Consider the following 21,828-nt stretch of genomic DNA (forward strand, 5'->3'; position numbering starts at 1 on the left):
TGTCATTAGAAAACCGGCGCGGCACCCCCTGATGCCGCGCCGGCTTATGCATTACATTGTCTTTTCAGCTTCGACGGCCTTGCGGATTTCTTCGCGCTCGGCGTCCGGAGCAGCAACCAGGCCGTATTCGACGAGCGGGCTGTCAGGGCCGATCATCTGGTCGGATACGAAGAAGTTGACGTATTCCTTCAGGCCCGGGACGGCGCCGAGATGTGCCTTCTTGACGTAGAAGAACAGCGGGCGGGAAACCGGGTAGGTGCCGTTCGAGATGGTCTCGGTCGACGGAACGATGCCGCTCATGGTCGCGACCTTGAGCTTGTCAGCGTTGTTTTCGTAGAAGGAGAGACCGAAGACGCCAACGCCGGTCTTGTTGGCAGCGATGCGTGCCAGCGTTTCCGGATAGTCGCCGTCGATGTCGACTGCAGCGCCGTCCTTACGGACTGCAACGCAAGCCTTGGCCTGAGCAGCCTTGTCGGTGATTTCCTTGGCGATAACTTCCTGAGCGCCCGAAGCCTTGCAGCCTGCAGCGAGAACGTTCAGTTCGAAGACTTCGCGGGTGCCGTGCTTTTCGCCCGGGATGTAGGCAGCGATATCAACAGCCGGGAGCTTCGGGTTGACTTCCGACCACTTCTTGTAGGGGTTGGCAACGAGTTTGCCATCAACGACGACCTGAGCAGCCAGCGCCTTGTAGAGATCTTCCGGAACGTAGGCGACGTCAGGGTTGGAAGCGTCGGTTGCGAAGACGATACCGTCATAACCGATCTTGACTTCCTGGATGTCCGTTACGCCGGCAGCCTTGCAGGCTTCCATTTCGTTCTTGTTGATCGGACGCGAAGCGTTGGCAACGTCGATCGTGTCTTCGCCGACGCCCTTGCAGAATTCCTTGAGGCCAGCGCCCGTGCCGCCAGATTCAACAACCGGCGTCTTGAAGTTGGTGAAGGTTTCGCCGAAGGACTCGGCAACGATCTTGGCGTAAGGCAGAACGGTGGACGAACCGGCAACCTGGATCTGGTCGCGAGCGGCTGCAGCGCCTGCAAAAGCAACGGTTGCGGCGAGAGCGGCAACGGTGAGTTTAAGCGTGTTCATCAGAAAAATCTCCCGGCATTGGGCTTTGTGTGGGCAGGCCCCCCAGGGCCCTCGCATTGCCTTTTTTCATCGGCAGCCACTCTTTAGCCCCTGATGCACAGAGCTTTTATGTCACTTTGATGAAACATTTGTGACAGTCTAAAATACTGAAATTCATAGATAAAATTTTTCGATGTAATGGGTGTGTTGCGGCTTTATGTCAAAACCGCACGGTAAAGGCCGTTCCCTTGCCAACCTCGGACTTAACGATCAGCCGTGCACGATGGCGGGTCAGGATATGCTTGACGATGGCAAGCCCCAGACCGGTGCCCTTTTTCGAGCGGCTGTCCTCGATATTGACGCGGTAGAAGCGCTCGGTAAGGCGCGGCACATGCTCGGCGGGGATGCCGGGCCCTCGGTCCGCGACGGTGACTTCGACAGGCAGGCCCTGGCCGTTCTTGATCGAGACGTCAACCGTCTTGCCTTCCTGGCCGTATTTGCAGGCGTTCTCGATCAGGTTCTCGAAGACCTGCACCAGCTCGTCTCGATCGCCGAGCACCTCCGCCCGGCCTTCCGGCAGATTGAGATTGATCTCGACGCCGACATCCTTCGCCAGCGGCTGCAGGGAATCCCGGACATGGCCGAGCAGCGGCACGAGATCGACCTTTTCGTCGGGCGCGATATGTGACTTCAACTCAAGCCGCGACAGCGACAGCAGATCGTCCACGAGACGGCTCATGCGCGTCGTCTGGTCGAACATGATGCCAAGGAAGCGTTCCTGCGCCTTGGCATCGTTCTTGGCCGGACCCTGGATAGTCTCGATGAAGCCGCGCAGCGAGGCGAGCGGCGTGCGCAGCTCATGGCTGGCATTGGCGACGAAATCCGAGCGCATGCGGTCGATGCGGCGGACTTCCGAAATATCGCGGAAGGAAAGCATGAAGAAGCGCTCGCCGCCTTCCCCCTCACCGAGATCGATCGGGGCGCTGCGGACGATATAGACCCGCTCGGAAGGAAGCCGCTCGGAATGCTCGATCTGGTTCGGCGCATTGGTGGCGATCGTTTCGCGCACCATGTCGAGAATGCCGGGCGAGCGCAGGCGCGCCGAAAGATGCGCACCGATGATCATCTCGCCGAAGGCCTTTTCGGCCGCGCGGTTCTGGAACAGCACCGAGGCATCGCCGGAGAGAACCATGACGGGGATATCGAGCCCGGCAAGCGTGGCGGCCACTTCAGGCAAGCGGCTCTTCGGCGCTTCCGGCTCAGGCTCAGGAATTTCGGCAAGCTTGGCCTGCACCACCGGTTCGGCATTCATGACGACGACCAGCAGCATCAGGATGACGAGCGCCAGAACGCCCCATTTATTCATCCCCGAAACCAGCGCCACCAGCCCGATGACCAGAGCGGCAAGAAGCACAGGGCGTTCCTGCCTGATGCGGGCCATCAGCCCCGATGTCCACGGCATTTCCTCTTCCACTTGCCCCTCGCCCGGCTTTCAGTCGCAATCATTGCTTCAAACTTTGCCTGATAGCCGTGATTCATGACAGAAGTTTTCGACTGCTTCCACCAAGCGAAAAAGCCGCAGTGGAAACACACAACTATTTTCATGCCGCGGCGAGCAATTTGATTTTTAACGCGAAATATGATCGCCTGCTCAGAAGCCGAAGCGCCGGGAGGAAATGATGGCCGAAGATGTCGAGAGCCGCGCAGTCGAACTGGATATCAGAGGCAAGAAGCGCGTCTTCGACGTGGACGATCCGGTGCTGCCTGCCTGGATCGACGAAAAGGCACTCGAATCCGGCGACTTTCCCTACAAGAAGAAGCTGAAGGAAGAAGAGTATCTCGAAGATCTCGAGAAGCTTCAGGTGGAGCTCGTCAAAGTGCAGTTCTGGCTGCAGGCGACCGGCAAGCGCGTCATGGCGGTCTTCGAGGGACGCGATGCGGCCGGCAAGGGCGGCGCGATCTCTGCCTCCTCCGGCAAGATGAACCCCCGCCTTGCGCGTGTCGTGGCACTCGCCAAGCCGAACGACCGCGAGCTCGGGCAGTGGTATTTCCAGCGCTATATCGCGCAGTTTCCAACGGCCGGTGAATTCGTGCTCTTCGACCGTTCCTGGTATAACCGCGCCGGCGTCGAGCCGGTCATGGGCTTCTGCACACCGAAGCAATACGAGGATTTTCTCGAGCAGGCGCCGCTACTCGAAAAGGTCATCGCCCATGAGGGCATCTATCTCTTCAAGTTCTATCTCGATATCGGCCGCGAAATGCAGCTGAAGCGCTTCCATGACCGGCGGCACGATCCGCTCAAGGTTTGGAAGCTATCTTCCATGGATATCGCGGCACTGACGAAATGGGGCGACTACAGCGACAAGCGCGACCGGATGCTGAAGGCAACGCATACGGACGCAGCGCCCTGGACCGTCATCCGCGCCAACGACAAGCGGCGCGCCCGTCTCAATCTCATCCGTCACATGCTGAAGACGATGGATTATGACGGCAAGGACGAGAAGGCGATCGGCGAGCTGGATGAGAAGATCATCGGCTGGGGTCCGGGCTTTCTGAAATAGGAGTGAAGATGCGGCCTACGGCTGTAATCGGCGGACTACTCGTGATGATGGGGCTGGCGGCTGAGGCGCAGGCCTGCGTGCTGCTGCAGGATGTCGATTACAGCGTGCTCTACCGCTCGGATGCGATCGTCCGCGCCAAGGTCATCGGCTATCAGGCGCGTCCCGAGCAGAAGGATGCGCTGTTCCGCCTGGAAATCGAGCAGGTGCTATCAGGAAAGCCGCTTGCCGCACCCATCATCGAAGCGCGCTGGGAACGGCGCTACAAACCGGCGCCGCAGATCTGGGATGGCTACAACAACGTCATCGTCGGCCTGAAACTGACCAATGACGCTCCGGCATTGATCGTGCGTGAAAGCTGCGGCTTCGACGGCATCGTCGAGGATACGCCGCAGGACCTCTCGATCCTGCTCAGCCAGGCACCAGGCACCTGACGCGTCGGCTTATTGGCCCGGCAGGATGCGGACGGCGTAGAGGTTGATGCCGCGAGCCTTGCCGTCGACATCGCTGTTGATCAGCAGCTTGCCGGCGGAGCTCGGCGCCAGCGACCGGTCGAAATTCACCTGAACCAGCACATCCGACTTTTCGCGCGTGACACTGAAGCGATGGCGGGCGCAATTGCCGAGCGTCTGGAAATTGCACTCGACGGTGATCTGCGTCGGCTCATCGCTCGTCGACTGCAGAGTAATGGCGATGGTCGAGGACTTGCCCGCCAGCTGCTGCAGCACATCGGCGGCGACAGGAATGGCGATATTGCCATCGACGCCGTTGCTCTGCGAGATCAGGCGGACGGCCGCCTCGTCATTTTCGGTGATGTTTTCGGTGCGCGCCTGGGCGCCGTTCTCGATCTTGCCGGCATCCGAGGCCTTGAAGACTTCGATCCAGGCAGCCGAGAAGCTGTTCTGCGGGTCGATCGTCACCGGCTGATCGGTGTGCGTACCGGCATTATTGTTATTGTCGGCGGTCTGGCTGTCGCTGCCGTCGAAATCTTCGGGCTGGGTGCTGGCCGGCGGATTGGCGACGCTGGTGTCGCGCTCCTGCGCCGTGAGCAGCAGGCCGGACTTGTGCGCCCACCAGGCGCCGGTGCCGACGAAGGCGATCAGCACGCACCAGACAAGCAGGCGCGAGAAGATCTTGCGCGGCTTGCGGCGCTTGGCCGCTCCTTCCGGGCGGAAATCCATACTGGCGGCGGCAGACGGCGCCCGGCGCTCGGCGGCGAAGCTCTCTTCGGCAGCGGGCGCTGCACCCAGATGATCGGCCTCGCCGGCATGCACTCCATGAAGGCTGGCGTCGTCATAGGCACGGCGCGGCTCTTCGGCATAGCGGGTCTCGCCAGCGAGTTCCGGCGCCGGGGCTTCCGGCTCAACCTGGTGATGGACGGGCTCGGGGACATCGACAACCGGCGGAACCGGCACTTCCGGCGGCCCCTGGCGCGGATGCATGCGCTCGCGCTCCTCGGCCTCGATCATGTGGATCGTGGTTTCCAGACGGTGGCGGTGATGGGCGATCGCCTCGCGGTCGGTAATGTCCTGCTTGCGCAGCCCCGCTTCCAGCGCCTGACGGGCAGACTGATAGATTCTGGCGCGGATCTCGGGATTGTCGCGATCGGAATTGCCAAGCGCAGTTCTGATGGCCGTTTCTAATCCGCTCACGTGCGATCCTTCACTCTTGAAACCGGCATTCCGCTCAAATCTTTACAAATGCCTAACAAAATCCGGTAGCGGCAACAGCGCCAAACCGCAAGCCTCCGACGCGCCGCCCGGCCGATCGGCAGGGGAAAACGCTGCCTTTCAGAATATCCGAAAATCGCGAAATCGGTAGCCTGCCCAGTTGGGTGGCCTTTTCGGCGCGATGGAACTCTGTTATCAAATTGACGCTTCCGTAAACGTCAATTGATGGTGATCTCATGGCCCTGCCCGAAATCCTGACGAAGAACCTGCGCCTGCCGGTCGTGGCCTCGCCGCTGTTCATCATCTCGCATCCGGCGCTGACGCTGGCGCAGTGCAAGGCAGGAGTGATCGGCGCCTTTCCGGCGCTCAACGCCCGCCCCGAAAGCCAGCTTGACGAGTGGCTGGCGATGATCACCGAGGATCTCGCTGCCCATAATGCCGCCAATCCCGACAGACCGGCCGCCCCCTTCGCCGTCAACCAGATCGTCCATATGTCGAACAAGCGCCTTGAGCACGATCTCAGGCTCTGCGTGAAATACAAGGTGCCGGTCGTCATCTCCTCGCTCGGCGCGGTGCCGGAGGTGAATGCCGCGGTCCATTCCTACGGCGGCATCGTGCTGCACGACGTTATCAACAACCGGCACGCCAACTCGGCGATCCGCAAGGGCGCAGACGGGCTGATCGCTGTGGCAGCGGGCGCCGGCGGCCACGCGGGCACGCTTTCACCTTTCGCGCTTGTCCAGGAAATCCGTGAATGGTTCGACGGGCCGCTGCTGCTTGCTGGCGCGATCGCCAATGGCGGGGCGATCCTGGCGGCGCAGGCAATGGGCGCCGACATGGCCTATATCGGCACCCCCTTCATCGCCACAGAAGAGGCTCGTGCCAGCGACGCTTACAAGAACGCCATCGTAGAGGGCGCCGCCAACGATATCGTCTATTCCAACTATTTCACCGGCGTGCACGGCAATTACCTGAAGCCTTCGGTGAAGGCCGTCGGCCTCGATCCCGACAATCTGCCGGTTGCCGATCCCTCGAAAATGGACTTCGAACAGGCCGTCGGCGGCGCCAAGGCCTGGAAGGATATCTGGGGCAGCGGCCAGGGGATCAGCGCGATCAAAGCCGTCGAGCCAGTCGCCAAGCTGGTCGGCCGCCTCGAGAGCGAGTACCACGCCGCCCGCACCCGCCTCTCGCTTTGAACGGATTTCCACAGCGCCGTTCTTTTTTACCAAAGCGATCAGACGGTGCTTGAAATCTTCAAACAATGCCTGTATCAGCGCCATGCAAATCGCGGGCCGAACGCTTCGCCCGCCTGGATTGCCGCTTTAGCTCAGTCGGTAGAGCACATCATTCGTAATGATGGGGTCACGTGTTCGAGTCACGTAAGCGGCACCATTCTCTCTCCCGACGCACTCTTCCCCTTCGCAAAAACTACAGCCTATGGGTTTGTTCAGTTTTTGTTTGATTACGCAATGATTGAAATACATGGTTAACCCTTGGTTGATACGGTCTTGCCAGTTTTGATTACTGGGGGACTGCTTCGATGAAGGTTTTGGCGGCTTGGATGTTGGGTCCGGGCATTTCGTTGCTTGCTGCGCAGGGCGCTTTGGCTGCTGATCTGGCGCCCAACGACGTGATGGTGCCGAAGTTTTTGCTGGATGAACCGGCAACGACGCCGGCGACGGCGAGCCGTTTTACCGGCTATGTGGAGGGCGGTTTCGAGGCTGGGTCTTCGCGGGACACGGATCTCGACAGCCACTCGTGGCGGTTGCGCGGATCGATGAATGCGAGCTCCGACACCGGGCTCAACCTGCAGGCGGATGCCGACTATGCGCATTCCTATCTCCAGGAATTCGGCTGGAACGACAATATCGGCGGCACGCTGCATGTCTACTACCGGCCGGACAGCAACTATGCGGTCGGCGTCTTCGGCCAGACAGGACGATTTGAATCGCGCTTCCTGCCTGATACGACGGCGCGCGACTATCTCGGCGGCCTGGAAGCCGCATGGCTCGGCACAGACATGACCATCTATGGTCAGGCTGGCCTTGGCACGACCGATATCGGCGGGTTCAACTACGATCACTATGCCGGCCGCGCCGGCATGCGCTATTTCTTCACCGACAATATCCGTGCCGATGCCGAAGTCGCGTTCGACCGCTATCAGGACGATGTCGAGACGGCCGATGTCTGGAAGATCTCGGCGATCGGCAATTACCGGCCGGATGGCACCCCGGTTTCCTTCTATGCCGGTTACCGCTTCGAGCATGCCAAGCTCTCTGTCGACGGCTTCGGCAGCGACAGCGACAGCGCCAACAACTTCCTCGTCGGCATGCGCTATCACTTCGGCTCGAGCAGCCTGAAGGATGAAGAGGGCAACGGCCCGATCTGGCGCGGCTCGTCGTTCTAAGCTTGAAACCATTCCCGGCCGCCGCAGCGAGACCAACGCTGCGGCGGCCGGGCTTTTGTAACTGTACGGATAATTACCTTTACAGCAGCAGCAGCTAGGGCCTAAAAACCAAAGCAGCACTTCGCGCCGGCACTGCCCCCTTCTGCCGAGCCGCCCTCTGACGGCCTGCCGCGAAGCATCCTGAAAGGTAAGTCATGTCTGATACGGCCCAGCGCTCGAACCGCGTTCTCGTTGTCGCGACCATCATGTTTGCCACCTTCATGGTGGCGATCGAAGCCACGATCGTCGCGACCGCCATGCCGCGCATCGTCGGCCAGCTTGGCGGCTTTACCTATTACAGCTGGGTATTCTCGGCCTTCCTGCTCGCGCAGTCGACGACAACTGTCATCTACGGCAAGCTTTCCGATATTTTCGGCCGCAAGCCGGTGCTGATCGCCGGGATCGTCGTCTTCCTGATCGGCTCGCTGCTGTGCGGCCTCGCCTGGTCGATGACCTCGCTCATCCTGTTCCGTCTGCTGCAGGGGCTCGGCGCCGGCGCCATTCAGCCGGTGACGATGACGATCATTGGCGACCTCTTCAAGCTCGAGGAGCGCGGCCGTGTTCAGGGCATCATGGCGACCGTCTGGGCCACATCTGCGGTCGTCGGGCCACTCGCCGGCGGCATCATCGTCGACAATATCTCCTGGGCCTGGATTTTCTGGATCAACCTGCCGATCGGCATCTTCTCGATCATCGCCTTCTCGCTCTTCCTCAAGGAAACCGTGACGCACAAGCAGGCGAGTATCGATTATCTCGGCTCCATCCTCTTCTCGATCGCCATCATCGCGCTGCTGGTCATCCTGACCGAGACGGATGCCGAAGCCTGGATCCTGCTGTCGCTCGCCGCCGTCTTCATCATCTCTGGCGCCCTGTTTTTCTGGCAGGAGAAGCGCGCGCCGGAACCGATCATCTCGATCGCGCTCTGGAGCCGCCGCCTCGTGGCGACCAGCAATATCTGCATGCTGCTCGCCGGCATGGCGCTGATCGGCCTCTCCACCATTCTGCCGGTCTATATCCAGGGCGTACTCGGCCGCTCGCCGATCGTTGCCGGGTTCACGCTCACCATGCTCGTCGTCGGCTGGCCGCTGTCGGTGATGATGTCGAGCAAGCTGTTCAAGGTTTTCGGCATCCGCAACACGCTGCGCTTCGGCAGCCTGCTCTTCCCGTTCGGCGCGCTCTTCCTGTTGTTCCTGACGCCAGACAGTTCGCCCATCGTCGCCGGCGCCGGTTCGTTCTTCATGGGCTTCGGCATGGGGCTCATCAATCTCACCAGCATCGCGCTGGTGCAGGACAGCGTCGAATGGTCGATGCGCGGCAGCGCCACAGCGTCGATCATCTTTGCCCGCAGCCTCGGCAATACACTGGGCGCCACGGTTCTCGGCGCGATCCTGAATGCGGGGATCAATCACTATGCCAGCGGCGATACCGCCGACAACCTGCACAACGTCCTGAACCAGCCGACGGGGCTGACGGAGCTTGCAGGCGATCCTGTCGTCCGCGGCATCTTCGATGCGTCGCTGCACTGGAGCTTCTGGGGCATCGTCGTGGTCGCGGTCATGACGCTGGTTTCGACCTGGCTGATCCCGGTCGGCCACCACGGCCGCAAGACGACCAGCGTTCCCGCCAGCGAGGCGGCCTCACATTAACAGTCAGGCGTCGGCCGGATTCTGCGGCAGCGATTGCAGCAGGGTCTGGCGGGCCGAGCGCAGATGCAGACGCGCGGAGAAATCGATCTGGGCCTGATCGCCTGATTCAAGGGCGGCGATATAATCGAGATGCTCATGAATGGCGCGCTCGTTGCGCTGGCGGGCGGCCGCCTTGTTCCACTGGTAGTGATAGTGGAAGATGATGGCGATCGCGTCGTAGAAGTCGGCGATGAAGCGGTTCTTCGAGGCGCGGTGGATCAGCAGGTGGAAGCGCTCGTCGAGGGCGGAGAATTCCTTGTAGCGCTGATCCATGTCGGAGAGCACGTCGAGGTGATCCTGCTTGATCGCCGCAAGATCGGTCCAGGCCGCGTGATCTTTCGGGAGCCTGCCGAAATCGGCGGCGGAATGCAGCTCGAACATCTCGCGCACGTCGGCAAGCTCCAGCGCGAATTCGCGGGTGAAGCCCTTCAGGATCCAGTGACTGTTCGGGCGCTTCTCGATCAGGCCGAAGCGGGAGAAGCGGATCAGGAATTCGCGGACGCTGGTGGTGCCCGTACCGATCTCGCGGGCAAGCTCGAGCTCGTTGATCTGCATGCCCGGCGCCGCATCATCCGAGAGAATGCGCTGCATGAAGCTGCGCTCGATGATGTCGTGCAGTGAATCCGTTTCCTCGGATGGGAAGAGATCCTTGGCGGTCGGGGCGCGGAGCACCACTTTCTGGCGCTTGTTCCAGCGGATGATGCCCTCGTCGCTCAACCTCGTGAGGATGGCGCGGGCGGTGCTGCGGCTGATGCCGAGCTGGGCCGCGATTTCAGGCTCCGACGGAAGTGCGGCCTCCGGACGCAATGCGGCGGCATAGCGATTGTATGCTTCCTTGAAGACTGTATTCTGTCTTGCCATGCGACCCCACTCCTGCCCGTCCGCTATCGGCGCACGCGATGGTGCGGCCGGTGCGCCGGGAGCTTATCTATTGCAATCCTTATATTATTCTGGATCGCTTGCGGCTGTTTGCCTCCCTCGTCCACAGGAACAATATTCCCGTTGACTTGAAAATGTTTATTGTAGATAAAAAACAAAATCAATGCGCATTTCGCCGATGCAGCGAGCGTTTCCTCAGGGAGAAGTAAATTGGATAAACTGCCTTGGCTCATCCTTTCGGCCGGAGATAACGTTGCCGTCGCAACGGCGGCGATCGAGCCCGGAGCCATCGTCGCCGGCGTTGCCGCGCGCCAGAAGATCGACCCCGGCCACAAGGTCGCCATCGCCGATATCCCGTCCGGCGGCGCCGTGGTCAAGTACGGACAGGCGATCGGCCGCACGACCGCGGACGTGAAGGCCGGCGATCACGTTCACAGCCACAATCTGCATTTTGAGAACGACCGCCTGGCAGCCACCGCCAATTCCGCGCCGGAAGCGGCGACCGCCGAAGACAAGGCGCGCACCTTCATGGGCTACAAGCGCGCCGACGGCCGCTCGGCCACCCGCAACTATATCGGCATCATCGCCAGCGTGAACTGTTCCACCACCGTCTGCCGGGCGATCGCAGACGAGGCGAACCGGACGATCCTGCCGCATTACGAAGGCATTGACGGCTTCGTGCCGATCGTTCACGACCAGGGCTGCGGCATGAGCTCGACCGGCGACGGCATGGCCGTTCTGCATCGGACGCTTGCCGGCTATACGCGCCACGTCAATTTCGGCGGCGTGCTGATGATCGGCCTCGGCTGCGAGGTCAACCAGCTGACGCTGTACGGCCAGAGCGGTGCGGGTGACACCAAGCGCCATTTCAACATTCAGGATGCCGGCGGCTCTCGCCGCGCCGTCGAACGCGCCATGGGCATGCTGCGCGAGATCGCTGCCGATGTCGGCAAGGAGCGGCGCGTGGCGCTGCCGATCAGCGACATCATCATCGGCCTGCAGTGCGGCGGCTCGGATGGCTTTTCGGGCATCACCGCCAATCCGGCGCTCGGCGTTGCAGCCGACCTGCTGGCGGCAGCGGGCGGCACGTCCATTCTTTCCGAGACTTCGGAAATCTATGGCGCCGAACACCTGCTGCGCAGCCGCGCCGTCAGCGATGACGTCGCCAGGAAGCTCGACGAGAAGATCGTCTGGTGGGAGAAATATGTCGGCCTGCATGGCGCATCGCTCGACAACAACCCCTCGCCCGGCAACAAGCGCGGCGGCCTGACGACCATTCTCGAGAAGTCGCTCGGCGCAGTCGCCAAGGGCGGACGCTCGCCGCTGACGGCCGTCTATGGCTATGCCGAGCGCGTCACCGCATCCGGCCTCGTCTTCATGGATACGCCTGGATACGACCCGGTTTCGGCAACCGGCCAGGTGGCCGGCGGCGCCAACATGATCGCCTTCACCACCGGACGTGGCAGCTGCTTCGGCTGTCGTCCGGCCCCGTCACTCAAGCTGTCCAGCAATTCGGCGCTCTATGCGGCGATGGAAGAGGACATGGATATCGACTGCGGCACAATCGCATCGGGTGACGCGACGATCTCCGGCAAGGGCCGCGAGATTTTCGACCTGATCATCGACACCGCATCGGGCAAGAAGACCAAGAGCGAAGAGTTCGGCTACGGCGATAACGAATTCGTGCCATGGCATCTCGGAGCGACGCTCTAATATACTGACAGACAAGTCTTCAGAGGAGGAATGATGAAGACGAGGAGGATCGGCAAGACGGATCTGCAGGTGACCGAAATCAGTTTCGGCGCCGCAGCTCTCGGCGGCCTTTACCGCGCCTGCCCGCGCGACCAGGCCATGGAAACGCTGGAAGCCGCCTGGTCGGCTGATATCCGCTATTTCGACGTCGCGCCCTGGTATGGCCTCGGCCTCGGCGAGCGCTATGTCGGCGATTTCCTGCGGGCGAAGCCGGAGAACGACTACGTGTTGTCGAGCAAGGTCGGACGTCTGCTGCGGCCGGTCCCGACGGGCACCGTGCCCGACTACAGCTATGTCGACCCGCTCTCCTTCGATGCCGACTACGACTATTCCTATGACGGCATCATGCGCTCGGTCGAGTTCAGCTATGCGCGCCTCGGCCTCAACCGCATCGATATTCTCTATGTCCACGACATCGGCGGTTATACGCATGGCGCGGCCAAGAATGCGATCTATCAGAAGCAGCTGCTCGACAGCGGCATCAAGGCGCTGGACCAGCTAAAATCCAGCGGCGCGATCAAGGCATTCGGCCTTGGTGTCAACGAGGTGCCCGTCTGCCTCGACGTGATGCGCAACGCCGATATCGACGTCATCCTGATGGCCGGACGCTACACGCTGCTCGACCGTTCCGCCGTTGCTGAGCTGATCCCGCTTTGCCGCGAAAAGGGCACCAGCCTCGTGGTCGGCGGCGTCTTCAATTCCGGAATCCTGGCGACAGGGGCGGTCCCCGGCGCGCATTTCGACTATATGGCGCCGACGCCTGACGTCGCCGCCAAGGTGACTGCCATGGAGGAGATCGCCAGGCGCCACGGCGTGCCGCTGGCCGCGCCTGCCCTGCAGTTTCCGCTGCGCGACCCGATCGTCTCGTCGGTGCTGATCGGCACTGCCAAGGCATCGAGCGTCGACCGCAACATGCAGCTCTTCGAGCCGCGGCTGCCGGACAGTATTTACCCAGAATTCGAAAGCCAGACGCTGGTCGCCAAGCCCTTGGGCAGCGACGCCGTCCGCGTATAGGAGTGAAGCATGCTCAAGGGTATCCATCCCGTCCTCAGCCCCGATCTGCTTCTGGCAATCGCCAGGATGGGGCATGGCGACGAGATCGTCATCGCCGACGCCAACTTTCCGTCGGCCAGCATGGGGCCGGAAATGATCCGCGCCGATGGCGTTTCGGCGACCGATATGGCCGAGGCGATCCTGACGCATTTCCCTCTCGATACCTTCGTGCCGGAAAGCGCCTGGCGCATGGAAGTGGTCGGTGATGCCGCCGCCGTGCCGGAGGTCTGCAAGGAGTTCCAGGCGATCGTCGACCGCAAGGCCGGCGACTTCCGCATCGCCACGCTGGAGCGTTTCGCCTTCTACGAGCGTTCGCGCAAGGCGGCCTATATCGTCGCGACAACGGAATTCCGGCTCTACGGCAATCTGATCCTGAAGAAAGGCGTCGTTCTTCCGGAAGAGGTCTATCGCGGCCGATTGTAATTTTAGAGAATCTTTGAATTGATGGAAAAACATAAGCTTACGGAGGATTGAAGAGAGCAAAAAAGGCGAAATTGCCCCACTTGCAATTTCAAAAGGCCTCAGCTAGCTTCATCGAGTAAATGTTTTTTATCGATAAAAATCGTCCGCCTGCGTTCAGCGGTCTGGTTTCCTGGAGGAGAACGCAACTTGGGAGGAGAACCCGCAATGAAAATGAAGTCCCTTCTGTCGCGCCGTAGCTTCACGGCGCTCGCAGGCGCAGCGATGATCGCAACCACAATGCCGGCCGCGTCCTTCGCTGCCGACGTGACGATCCCGATCATCGTCAAGGACACGACGTCCTTCTACTGGCAGATCGTTCTGGCCGGCGCCCGCAAGGCCGGCACCGATCTCGGCGTCAAGGTACCGGAACTCGGCGCGCAGTCTGAATCCGACGTCAACGGCCAGATCAGCATCCTCGAAAACGCCGTTGCCGGCAAGCCGGCCGCTGTCGTCATCTCGCCGACCGAATTCAAGGCGCTCGGCAAGCCGATCGACGAAGCTGCCAAGTCCGTTCCGATCATCGGCATCGACTCCGGCGCCGACTCCAAGGCCTTCAAGTCGTTCCTGACCACCGACAACGTCCAGGGCGGCCGCATCGCTGCCGACGGTCTGGCCGCTGCCATCAAGGGCGCCACCGGCAAGGAAGAAGGCGAAATCGCCATCATCACCAGCATTGCCGGTGCCGGCTCGCTGGAACAGCGCCGCGAAGGCTTCCTCGATCAGGTCAAGACCAAGTATCCGGGCCTCAAGGTCATCGCTGACAAGTATGCTGACGGCCAGGCAACCACCGGCCTCAACATGATGACCGACCTGATCACTGCCAACCCGAACATCGTTGGCGTCTTCGCGTCCAACCTGATCATGGCACAGGGCGTTGGCCAGGCGATTGCTGAAAACAAGCTCGGCGACAAGGTCAAGGTCATCGGCTTCGACAGCGACGACAAGACGGTCGGCTTCCTGAAGGACGGCGCACTTGCCGGTCTCGTGGTGCAGGACCCCTATCGCATGGGCTACGACGGCATCAAGACCGCGCTGGCCGTCTCCAAGGGCGAGAAGGTCGAGCAGAACGTCGATACCGGCGCCAATCTGGTGACCAAGGCCAACATGGCTGAACCGAAGATCGACGCTCTTCTGAACCCGAAGATCAAGTAATCTTCAGTCGAGGCCGCGCGCAAGAAATTCCGCGCGGCCTTTTCTTCACCTGTGTTATCGTCCGCACATGGAGAGCGGGCGACGGTGGAGGACCGGAATTCGCATATGGGAGGAGAGGTCCATGGACGGACTGGAAGAGGTCAGTCATCGCCACGATGACAGTGCCACGCTGAAAGAGGCAAGCCGTATTCCGGCAGGTTCGCCCATTCTGGAACTCAAGGGATTGCAGAAGAATTACGGCTACGTCCAGGCGCTGAAGCCGGCGACAGTGACGTTTCTGGCCGGTGAAATTCATGCGATCGTCGGCGAAAACGGCGCCGGAAAATCCACACTCATCAAGCTTCTGACCGGCGTCATCACCAGAACCGCCGGTGAAATTCTCTGGTGCGGCCATCCGGTCGGCCTGTCATCGCCGAATGAGGCGATCGCCCGCGGCATCAACGCCGTTCACCAGGAAGTGGTGCTCTGCCCGCACCTGACTGTTGCGGCCAACCTCTTTCTCGGCGACGAGGTCAACAAGTTCGGCCTGATGCGCAAACGGCAGATGGTCAACATGGCGCAGACCGTGCTCGACGACCTCGGCTTCGGCCTGCCTGCTGGTGCGCTGCTCAGCGATCTGACAATCGGCCAGCAGCAGCTGGTCGCGACAGCGCGTGCGGCAATGCGCGGCACGCAGTTCCTGATCTTCGACGAACCGACAGCCTATCTGACGCGCCAGGAATCGGCACAGCTCTTCAAGCTGATCCGCCGTCTGCAAGCCGAAGGCGTGACGATCGTCTATATCAGCCATCGCATGGAAGAAGTGTTCGAGCTCGCCGACCGGGTTTCGGTGCTGCGCGACGGAACGCATGTCGGCACTCGGCTGATCGGCGAGACCAACGAGAACGAATTGATCGCCCTGATGATCAACCGCTCGATCGAGCAGATCTATCACAAGGAGCAAGTGCCGATCGGCGAGACGATCGTCGAAGTGCGCGGTCTCTCGGGACCGGGTTTCGAGGACGTGTCGCTGAGCGTCAAGGCAGGGCAAATCGTCGGGCTTTATGGCCTGATCGGCGCCGGGCGCAGCGAATTCGCGCTCGGGCTCTACGGCCGGGAGAAGACGACCGCAGGCGAAATTCACTGGATGGGCAAGAAGGTCGATATCAAGAACGAGCGCGCCGCCATGGACCTCGGCATCGCCCTGGCACCAGAAAGCCGCCGCGATCAGGGTCTCTGCCTCAACCTGCCGATCGGCCTCAACATCAATCTGCCGGTCTTCAAGCGGCTGAGCAGCGGTCCGGTGATCAACCACAGCGTCGAAACGGCCAACGCCGAAAAGCAGATCCGTGATCTCAGCATCAAGACGCCGAGCCGCCGCGTCAACGCGTCCAGCATGTCCGGCGGCAACCAGCAGAAGATCGTCATCGGCAAGTGGCTGAGCCATGGCGCGCGGCTGTTCATCTTCGACGAGCCGACCGTCGGTGTCGACGTCGGTACCAAGGCGGAGATCTACCGGCTGTTTTCCAAACTTCTGAAGGAAGGCGCGGGCATCATCCTGATCTCCTCCTACCTGCCTGAGGTTTACGAGCTCGCTGACCGGCTGCACGTGTTCCGCGCCGGCAAGCTTGTCGCCAGCCATGATTTCCACGCGGCGTCGCACGAAGAAGTGCTTGGCGAAGCGATCGGCGTCTGAGCAAGAAGAATAAGAGGGAGAGAGAACAGTGACTGCAACCCCCACCGAAATTGCACCGCCGCCGCCACGCCGCAAGGTCAACATCCTCTTCGGCCTGACGCTGATCGGCCTGCTGCTCTTCCTCTGGCTAATGCTCGGAATTTTCACCGCCAGCTTCTGGACGCCGCTGAACATCAGCAACCTGCTGCGGCAGGGCTCGATGACAGCAATTCTGGCGCTGGGGCAGACCTTTGTCATCATTACCGCAGGTATCGACCTGTCGGTCGGCGCAATCGTCGGCTTTGCCGGTGTCATCATCGCCTGGCTGCTACAGGCAGGGGTGCCGGTGTGGGCAGCGATCCTGATCACGCTGCTGTTCGGCGTCCTGATCGGCACGTTCCACGGCTTCGGCATCGTCAAGATGGGCCTGCCGCCCTTCATCATCACGCTGGCGACGCTGACGTCGCTGCGTGGCGTCGGCCTGCTGATCACCAACGGCTCGTCGATCAACATCGTCAACGAGGACTTCTCGAACTTCGCCCGCGCCGATTTCCTGGGCATCCCGAGCCTGTTCTGGATGGTCATCCTGGTAGCGGTGCCGAGTTTCGTCTTCCTGCATCTCAGCCGCTGGGGACGCTACCTCTTCGCCGTTGGTTCGAATGCGGAAGCCGCGCGCCTTTCCGGCGTCAACGTCAACCGGATGATCTTCCTCGCCTATATCCTCTCCGCCACCTTTGCCGCCTTCGTCGGCGTGCTGCTCGCCTCGCGTATCGCCATTGGCAACGCGACACAGGCTGATGGCTGGGAGTTGCAGGCGATCGCCTCGTCGGTTATCGGCGGCACGTCGCTCTTTGGTGCTGTCGGCTCGGTTCACGGCCCGCTGATCGGCGCCTTCATCCTGGCGACCATCAACAACGGCGCCAACCTGTTGAACGTCAACTCCTTCTGGCAGCGCATCATCACCGGTCTTCTGATCATCGTGATCGTCTATTTCGACCAGCTGCGCCGCCGCCGGAGCGTCTAGGACAAGAAGGGAAGCCGGTCGCGAGGCCGGCCTTTTCATTTCAGAATGCGAGAACCAAGATGAAAGCAGTGCTTTGCCAGAAGCCCGGTGTGCTCGAAACCGTCGAGCGCCCTTCCCCCGGCACGCCCGCTCCCGGCTGGGTGCGGCTGGCGGTCAGCCATGTCGGCATCTGCGGCACGGACTACCACATCTTCGAAGGCAAGCACCCCTTCCTCGAATATCCGCGCGTCATGGGCCACGAGATTTCGGCAACCGTCATCGAGGCCGGCGACGGCGTGGCGATGGCGGTCGGTACGCCTGTCATCGTCAATCCCTATCTCTCCTGCGGAAGCTGCGTTGCCTGCCGCAAGGACAAGCCGAACTGCTGCACCAACATCAAGGTTCTCGGCGTTCACACCGACGGGGCTTTCTGCGAGGAGATTACCGTTCCGGCCGGCAATCTCTACGCCGCCAAGGGGCTAAGTCTCGAGGCCGCCGCGACCGTCGAATTCCTGGCGATCGGCGCCCATGCCGTCCGCCGGTCGATGGCGCCTGCGGGCTCTCGGTCCCTGGTCATCGGTGCCGGGCCGATCGGGCTTGGTGCAGCAATCTTCTCGCGGATCGCAGGTCATGAGGTGACGCTGCTCGACACCAGCGCCGAGCGGCTGCAGATGGCGGCAGAGCGTTTCGGCTTCCAGTCGGGCATCGTTGCGAATGAGGCGGTTGCCGATGCGGTCAGGGCCGCGACGGATGGCGATGGCTTCGACGTGGTGTTCGATGCGACCGGCTACGGGCCATCAATGGAAAAGGCCTTCGGCTTCGTCGCCCACGGCGGCGCACTGGTGCTCGTCAGCGTCGTCAAGGACGATATCCGCTTCTCCGATCCGGAGTTCCACAAGCGCGAAATGATGGTGATCGGCAGCCGCAACGCGACACGCGTCGATTTCGAGCATGTGGCGGATTCGATCGCCAAGGGTCTCGTCCCGGTCGAGAAGCTGATCACCCACCGCACGACGCTTGCCGATGCGCCGCAGGATCTTGCCCGCTGGGCGCATGAGAAGAGCGGCCTGATCAAGGCCGTCATCAAGGTCGCCGGCTGATCGCGGTCAGATCGCGTCTATGACCTGACGCATCTGCCTGACAACTGCGGTATCCGTCTGATTGGAGCTCGGCGCTTCGAAGCCGAAGGCAACGGCGCGCGGGTCCATGCTTGCGACCGGCGAGCTGCAGGAGCCGTGGATTTCCCGGGCACCGGTGGCACGCAGGATTTCGGCGGCATTCGACGGACGAACGCCGCTTCCCGGCATGATCGAGATGCGGCCGGCAGCCTTGGCGGAGAGACGCTTCAGGGTTTCCAGACCATCCATCGCCTTCGGCACGCAGCCCGAGGTGAGGATGCGTTCGCAGCCGAGCTCGACCGCCTGCTCCAGCGCCGCGTCGGCATCCGGAACGAGATCGAAGGCGCGATGCAGCGTCGAGCCGAGGCCCGCGGCATGCGCCCTGAGACGATGGATGAGCGGCATGTCGAGCGTGCCATCGGGCCGGTTGGCGCCGATGACGACGCCGGCGAGGCCGAAAGCCCTGACGGCATCGATATCCGCCATCATCGCCGCTTCGTCGGCCGCGTCGAAGATGAACGGGCCGGCGTGCGGGCGGATCATGGCGTAAACGGGGATAGGCGCTGCGGCAGCGGCCTTCATCATGCCCGCGACCGGGGTCAGGCCGCCGACTTCGAGAGCAGAGCAGAGCTCGATGCGGTTGGCGCCGCCTTCGATTGCGGCGGCAAGGCCCTTGGCACTGTCGACGCATACTTCAAGCAAAACCGGCATCTCTCATCTCCCTCGTATTGGCGCGCCGAACGCTCTACGCCATGGCCGGCGATTTTGCGATGGGCTGGCGGACGATTTTGCGGACAGCCTCGATGATCATCGTGCAGGCATCGGCCGAGGCCTTCCGGTGATTGAAGGCGACATGATAAGAAATCGGGATCGGCTCAGCGAGATCGACGATCCGGACGCGATCAGCGATCGGCAACGCGCTGACGCGGCCAAGGAACGAGACGTAGCCGTGATTGGCGACGAGATCGACGATCACGGGCAGGGAATCCGCCGCCCGGATATCCTGATTGCGGAAGCGGCGGCTTACCATGCCGGCGCGGCTTAGTTCCGTTGCAGCGTCACCCAAGCCGGTGCGCTCGCTCGGCGTGCAGATCGGGTGGGCGGCGACCAGCGCTGCGACATCCGTCTCCGTGCTGCCGGGCGGGGCGATCGCGACGAGATCGGTGCGCAGCAGTTCGCGGTTCTGGAAGCTTTCGAGGCCGAAGACGGAATCGAGGATGGCGACGTCGATGCGGCCGGATTTCAGCGCTTCACGCAAATCGTCGGCGGTCATCGAAATCAGCGAGATGGCATTCTTGTTGCGGCCGCTATTCCAGTCGGCGACGAGCGCGCCAAGGCAGCGGGCCACCCAGCTTTCCGCACCGGTCGGGATGATCGAGCCGATGCGCAGCGAGCGCGCCGTGCGCTGATAGCGTTCGTCGGCCGCCGATTTCAGGTCGTTCCAGGCCTGGCTGATTGCCGAGAAGATCGCGTAGGCGCGCCTGCCATCCTCCGTCAATGCCGAGCCCTGGGCCTGCCGCTCGAAAAGCTTCTGGCCGGTGAACTTCTCCAGATTGGCGATCTGCAGCGAAAGCTGCGGCTGACCGAGGCCGAGGCGGCGGGCGGCGCGATTGATGCTGCCCTGATCGGCGACTTCGAGGAAGCGCTCCATCGTGGCGATCTTCACCGGGATGCGCGCGGCCCAGCCTTCGAACTCTTCCGGCGCCTCTCCGGATAGCTCGGCGAGCTGCGCGATCGCCTCCAGTATCGGCGTCAATCCCTGGCGCACCTGGCTGCTTGCGATCAGCGTCACCAGCTCTCCGGCGCTGCGCTCCGTCAGCTTCAGCGCCAGCTCGCTTTCGAGGTTCGAGACGGCCGCAGAGACCGTCGACGCAGCAAGCGAGAAGCGCCGCGCCGTCTCCCTGACCGACCCCGACGAGAGGACGTGGCTGGCGATAAAAAGAGCGCCAAGATGCAAAGCGCCGACCTCCGGAAGTGACTGAAAAGCGGACACTATTGTGTGTTCACGAAAAAAGATATCCCTTTTCGGAATCCGCAGGCTATCGTCACCGGACAAGAAAAGCGGGGCCGGTGGCTGATGGAGCGATTGAGCACCCGATGATCGTGGAAACACGCAAGGGGACAAAAACAAATCGCTGCGGCGTTGCAGAACGAAATGCAATTGCGCGCATGGCGTTGCTTTCACGGCGATAATCGCGCCGCGATCGCAAATACTGGAGAGGGGTTGCATCGATTTTTCGAGAGCGCACACTATTTCCATGATGCTCGTAGGTCCGGCATTCCGGCGGGTTGTCCGTCTGGGCCGGGGGATTTCACGCGTGGAGCTTTCCGCCAGGGTCTCCGCGTTCGTAAACGGTGTTAACCAAGGGGACACTCCATGCTGAAGAAACTCGCGCTTGCCGTTTCTATTTCCGCCTTCGCGGCGGGTGCGGCCCATGCTGCCGACGTCGTCGTTTCGTCGAAGATCGATACCGAAGGCACGCTGCTCGGCAACGTCATCGCGCTCGCCCTCGAAGCCAACGGCATCAAGACGCAGGACCGCATCGCGCTCGGCGCAACGCCTGTCGTTCGCAAGGCGATCACCGCCGGCGAAATCGACATCTATCCTGAATATACGGGCAATGCCGGCTTCTTCTTCAACAAGGCTGATGACGCCGCCTGGAAGAATATCGACCAGGGCTACGAGATGGCCAAGAAGCTGGACTATGACGCCAACAAGATCGTCTGGCTGACGCCCTCGCCCGCCAACAACACCTGGGCTCTCGCTGTACGCAGCGATGTCGCCGGCCCGAACAATCTTAAGACCATGTCCGATTTCGGCAAGTGGGTTGCCGGTGGCGGTGCTGCCAAACTCGCGGCATCCGCCGAGTTCGTGAACTCCGCCGGCGCGCTGCCCGCCTTCCAGACGACCTACGGCTTCAAGCTGACGGCTGATCAGGAAGTCGTTCTCTCCGGCGGCGATACCGCGGCGACGATCAAGGCTGCAGCCGACCAGACAAACGGCGTCAACACCGCAATGGTCTACGGCACCGACGGCGCTATCGCGGCGGCCGAACTCGTCGTTCTCGAAGACGACAAGAGCGTGCAGCAGGTCTATGCGCCGACCCCGATCATCCGTGAAGAAGTGCTGAAGGCCAATCCGAAGATCGAGGAAGTTCTCGCGCCGATCTTCAAGAGCCTGACGGCTGACGAGCTCCGGAAGCTCAACGCCAAGATCCAGGTCGATGGCGAACCGGCAAAGTCCGTTGCCGAAGGCTACCTGAAGGAAAAAGGTTTCCTGAAGTAATTCGCAGTGCTCCGCCCTCCGGGGCGGAGCATCCTTCTTTCCGGA

At 61.7% G+C, this 21,828-nt stretch carries 19 protein-coding genes and 1 tRNA gene; 14 read left to right on the top strand and 6 right to left on the bottom strand.

Annotated elements, in window-relative coordinates:
- Window positions 1-51: 51 nt before the first annotated feature.
- Entirely contained in the window at window positions 52-1,086 is a 1,035-nt protein-coding gene (locus ACQZ5H_RS16695) for a substrate-binding domain-containing protein (protein ID WP_112713544.1), read from the bottom strand.
- 199 nt (window positions 1,087-1,285) lie between these two features.
- Window positions 1,286-2,506 carry a phosphate regulon sensor histidine kinase PhoR gene (gene phoR, locus ACQZ5H_RS16700; RefSeq protein ID WP_449098581.1) on the bottom strand — a complete coding sequence of 407 codons (1,221 nt, stop codon included), beginning with the start codon at window positions 2,504-2,506 and terminating at the stop codon, window positions 1,286-1,288.
- 238 nt (window positions 2,507-2,744) lie between these two features.
- On the opposite strand from phoR, the gene ppk2 reads away from it, so the two are divergent.
- Window positions 2,745-3,626, top strand: coding sequence for a polyphosphate kinase 2 (gene ppk2, locus ACQZ5H_RS16705; RefSeq protein ID WP_449098429.1), 882 nt, complete (start codon window positions 2,745-2,747; stop codon window positions 3,624-3,626).
- Window positions 3,627-3,634: 8 nt separating this feature from the next.
- Window positions 3,635-4,057, top strand: a complete 423-nt coding sequence (locus ACQZ5H_RS16710; RefSeq protein ID WP_449098430.1) for a hypothetical protein — start codon at window positions 3,635-3,637, stop codon at window positions 4,055-4,057.
- 9 nt (window positions 4,058-4,066) lie between these two features.
- Here the strand turns inward: ACQZ5H_RS16710 and ACQZ5H_RS16715 are convergent, their stop codons facing one another.
- A complete protein-coding gene (locus tag ACQZ5H_RS16715) occupies window positions 4,067-5,275 on the bottom strand; it encodes a regulator (RefSeq protein WP_449098431.1) in 1,209 nt (402 codons plus the stop codon).
- A gap of 254 nt (window positions 5,276-5,529) precedes the next feature.
- On the opposite strand from ACQZ5H_RS16715, the gene ACQZ5H_RS16720 reads away from it, so the two are divergent.
- The 4 genes from ACQZ5H_RS16720 to ACQZ5H_RS16735 all read left to right on the top strand — a co-directional run bounded on the left by ACQZ5H_RS16720 (window position 5,530) and on the right by ACQZ5H_RS16735 (window position 9,385).
- Entirely contained in the window at window positions 5,530-6,489 is a 960-nt protein-coding gene (locus tag ACQZ5H_RS16720) for an NAD(P)H-dependent flavin oxidoreductase (protein ID WP_449098432.1), read from the top strand.
- Window positions 6,490-6,609: 120 nt separating this feature from the next.
- A tRNA-Thr gene (locus ACQZ5H_RS16725) sits at window positions 6,610-6,685 on the top strand.
- A gap of 211 nt (window positions 6,686-6,896) precedes the next feature.
- Window positions 6,897-7,700 carry a hypothetical protein gene (locus tag ACQZ5H_RS16730; protein WP_449098433.1) on the top strand — a complete coding sequence of 268 codons (804 nt, stop codon included), beginning with the start codon at window positions 6,897-6,899 and terminating at the stop codon, window positions 7,698-7,700.
- Window positions 7,701-7,894: 194 nt separating this feature from the next.
- Window positions 7,895-9,385, top strand: a complete 1,491-nt coding sequence (locus ACQZ5H_RS16735) for an MDR family MFS transporter (RefSeq protein ID WP_449098434.1) — start codon at window positions 7,895-7,897, stop codon at window positions 9,383-9,385.
- Window positions 9,386-9,388: 3 nt separating this feature from the next.
- Here ACQZ5H_RS16735 and ACQZ5H_RS16740 read toward each other — a convergent pair whose 3' ends face one another.
- Entirely contained in the window at window positions 9,389-10,285 is an 897-nt protein-coding gene (locus tag ACQZ5H_RS16740; protein WP_130279141.1) for a GntR family transcriptional regulator, read from the bottom strand.
- Between the two features lie 228 nt (window positions 10,286-10,513).
- Here ACQZ5H_RS16740 and ACQZ5H_RS16745 point away from each other — a divergent pair, with 228 nt between their 5' ends.
- From ACQZ5H_RS16745 to ACQZ5H_RS16775, 7 genes are all read left to right on the top strand, one after another.
- Window positions 10,514-12,016, top strand: a complete 1,503-nt coding sequence (locus tag ACQZ5H_RS16745; protein WP_112713563.1) for an altronate dehydratase family protein — start codon at window positions 10,514-10,516, stop codon at window positions 12,014-12,016.
- A 33-nt stretch (window positions 12,017-12,049) separates the two neighbouring features.
- Entirely contained in the window at window positions 12,050-13,069 is a 1,020-nt protein-coding gene (locus tag ACQZ5H_RS16750) for an aldo/keto reductase (RefSeq protein WP_449098435.1), read from the top strand.
- Between the two features lie 9 nt (window positions 13,070-13,078).
- A complete protein-coding gene (locus ACQZ5H_RS16755) occupies window positions 13,079-13,531 on the top strand; it encodes an RbsD/FucU family protein (protein WP_449098436.1) in 453 nt (150 codons plus the stop codon).
- A 204-nt stretch (window positions 13,532-13,735) separates the two neighbouring features.
- Complete coding sequence (locus tag ACQZ5H_RS16760; protein ID WP_112713569.1) at window positions 13,736-14,722, top strand: ABC transporter substrate-binding protein; 987 nt, start codon at window positions 13,736-13,738, stop codon at window positions 14,720-14,722.
- Between the two features lie 121 nt (window positions 14,723-14,843).
- Window positions 14,844-16,397: a sugar ABC transporter ATP-binding protein gene (locus ACQZ5H_RS16765; RefSeq protein WP_112713571.1), complete on the top strand. Its 1,554-nt coding sequence runs from the start codon at window positions 14,844-14,846 to the stop codon at window positions 16,395-16,397.
- A gap of 28 nt (window positions 16,398-16,425) precedes the next feature.
- Window positions 16,426-17,400, top strand: a complete 975-nt coding sequence (locus ACQZ5H_RS16770) for an ABC transporter permease (protein WP_112713573.1) — start codon at window positions 16,426-16,428, stop codon at window positions 17,398-17,400.
- 59 nt (window positions 17,401-17,459) lie between these two features.
- On the top strand, window positions 17,460-18,479 hold the full coding sequence (locus ACQZ5H_RS16775) for a zinc-binding alcohol dehydrogenase family protein (protein ID WP_449098437.1): 1,020 nt from the start codon (window positions 17,460-17,462) through the stop codon (window positions 18,477-18,479).
- Window positions 18,480-18,485: 6 nt separating this feature from the next.
- On the opposite strand, the gene ACQZ5H_RS16780 is transcribed toward ACQZ5H_RS16775, so the two are convergent.
- On the bottom strand, window positions 18,486-19,208 hold the full coding sequence (locus ACQZ5H_RS16780; protein WP_449098438.1) for a copper homeostasis protein CutC: 723 nt from the start codon (window positions 19,206-19,208) through the stop codon (window positions 18,486-18,488).
- A 34-nt stretch (window positions 19,209-19,242) separates the two neighbouring features.
- Window positions 19,243-20,454, bottom strand: a complete 1,212-nt coding sequence (locus ACQZ5H_RS16785) for a LysR family transcriptional regulator (RefSeq protein ID WP_449098439.1) — start codon at window positions 20,452-20,454, stop codon at window positions 19,243-19,245.
- 420 nt (window positions 20,455-20,874) lie between these two features.
- On the opposite strand from ACQZ5H_RS16785, the gene osmF reads away from it, so the two are divergent.
- Window positions 20,875-21,783 carry a glycine betaine ABC transporter substrate-binding protein OsmF gene (osmF, locus tag ACQZ5H_RS16790; protein ID WP_203429657.1) on the top strand — a complete coding sequence of 303 codons (909 nt, stop codon included), beginning with the start codon at window positions 20,875-20,877 and terminating at the stop codon, window positions 21,781-21,783.
- Window positions 21,784-21,828: the final 45 nt, after the last annotated feature.

It is taken from the genome of Rhizobium sp. 21-4511-3d (genome assembly GCF_053522545.1).

Coding starts and splice junctions, on each gene's coding strand:
- ACQZ5H_RS16695 (WP_112713544.1), bottom strand. CDS start 1,086: ATGAACACGCTTAAACTCACCGTTGCCGCTCTCGCCGCAACCGTTGCT.
- phoR (WP_449098581.1), bottom strand. CDS start 2,506: ATGGCCCGCATCAGGCAGGAACGCCCTGTGCTTCTTGCCGCTCTGGTC.
- ppk2 (WP_449098429.1), top strand. CDS start 2,745: ATGGCCGAAGATGTCGAGAGCCGCGCAGTCGAACTGGATATCAGAGGC.
- ACQZ5H_RS16710 (WP_449098430.1), top strand. CDS start 3,635: ATGCGGCCTACGGCTGTAATCGGCGGACTACTCGTGATGATGGGGCTG.
- ACQZ5H_RS16720 (WP_449098432.1), top strand. CDS start 5,530: ATGGCCCTGCCCGAAATCCTGACGAAGAACCTGCGCCTGCCGGTCGTG.
- ACQZ5H_RS16735 (WP_449098434.1), top strand. CDS start 7,895: ATGTCTGATACGGCCCAGCGCTCGAACCGCGTTCTCGTTGTCGCGACC.
- ACQZ5H_RS16740 (WP_130279141.1), bottom strand. CDS start 10,285: ATGGCAAGACAGAATACAGTCTTCAAGGAAGCATACAATCGCTATGCC.
- ACQZ5H_RS16750 (WP_449098435.1), top strand. CDS start 12,050: ATGAAGACGAGGAGGATCGGCAAGACGGATCTGCAGGTGACCGAAATC.
- ACQZ5H_RS16755 (WP_449098436.1), top strand. CDS start 13,079: ATGCTCAAGGGTATCCATCCCGTCCTCAGCCCCGATCTGCTTCTGGCA.
- ACQZ5H_RS16760 (WP_112713569.1), top strand. CDS start 13,736: ATGAAAATGAAGTCCCTTCTGTCGCGCCGTAGCTTCACGGCGCTCGCA.
- ACQZ5H_RS16765 (WP_112713571.1), top strand. CDS start 14,844: ATGGACGGACTGGAAGAGGTCAGTCATCGCCACGATGACAGTGCCACG.
- ACQZ5H_RS16775 (WP_449098437.1), top strand. CDS start 17,460: ATGAAAGCAGTGCTTTGCCAGAAGCCCGGTGTGCTCGAAACCGTCGAG.
- ACQZ5H_RS16780 (WP_449098438.1), bottom strand. CDS start 19,208: ATGCCGGTTTTGCTTGAAGTATGCGTCGACAGTGCCAAGGGCCTTGCC.
- osmF (WP_203429657.1), top strand. CDS start 20,875: ATGCTGAAGAAACTCGCGCTTGCCGTTTCTATTTCCGCCTTCGCGGCG.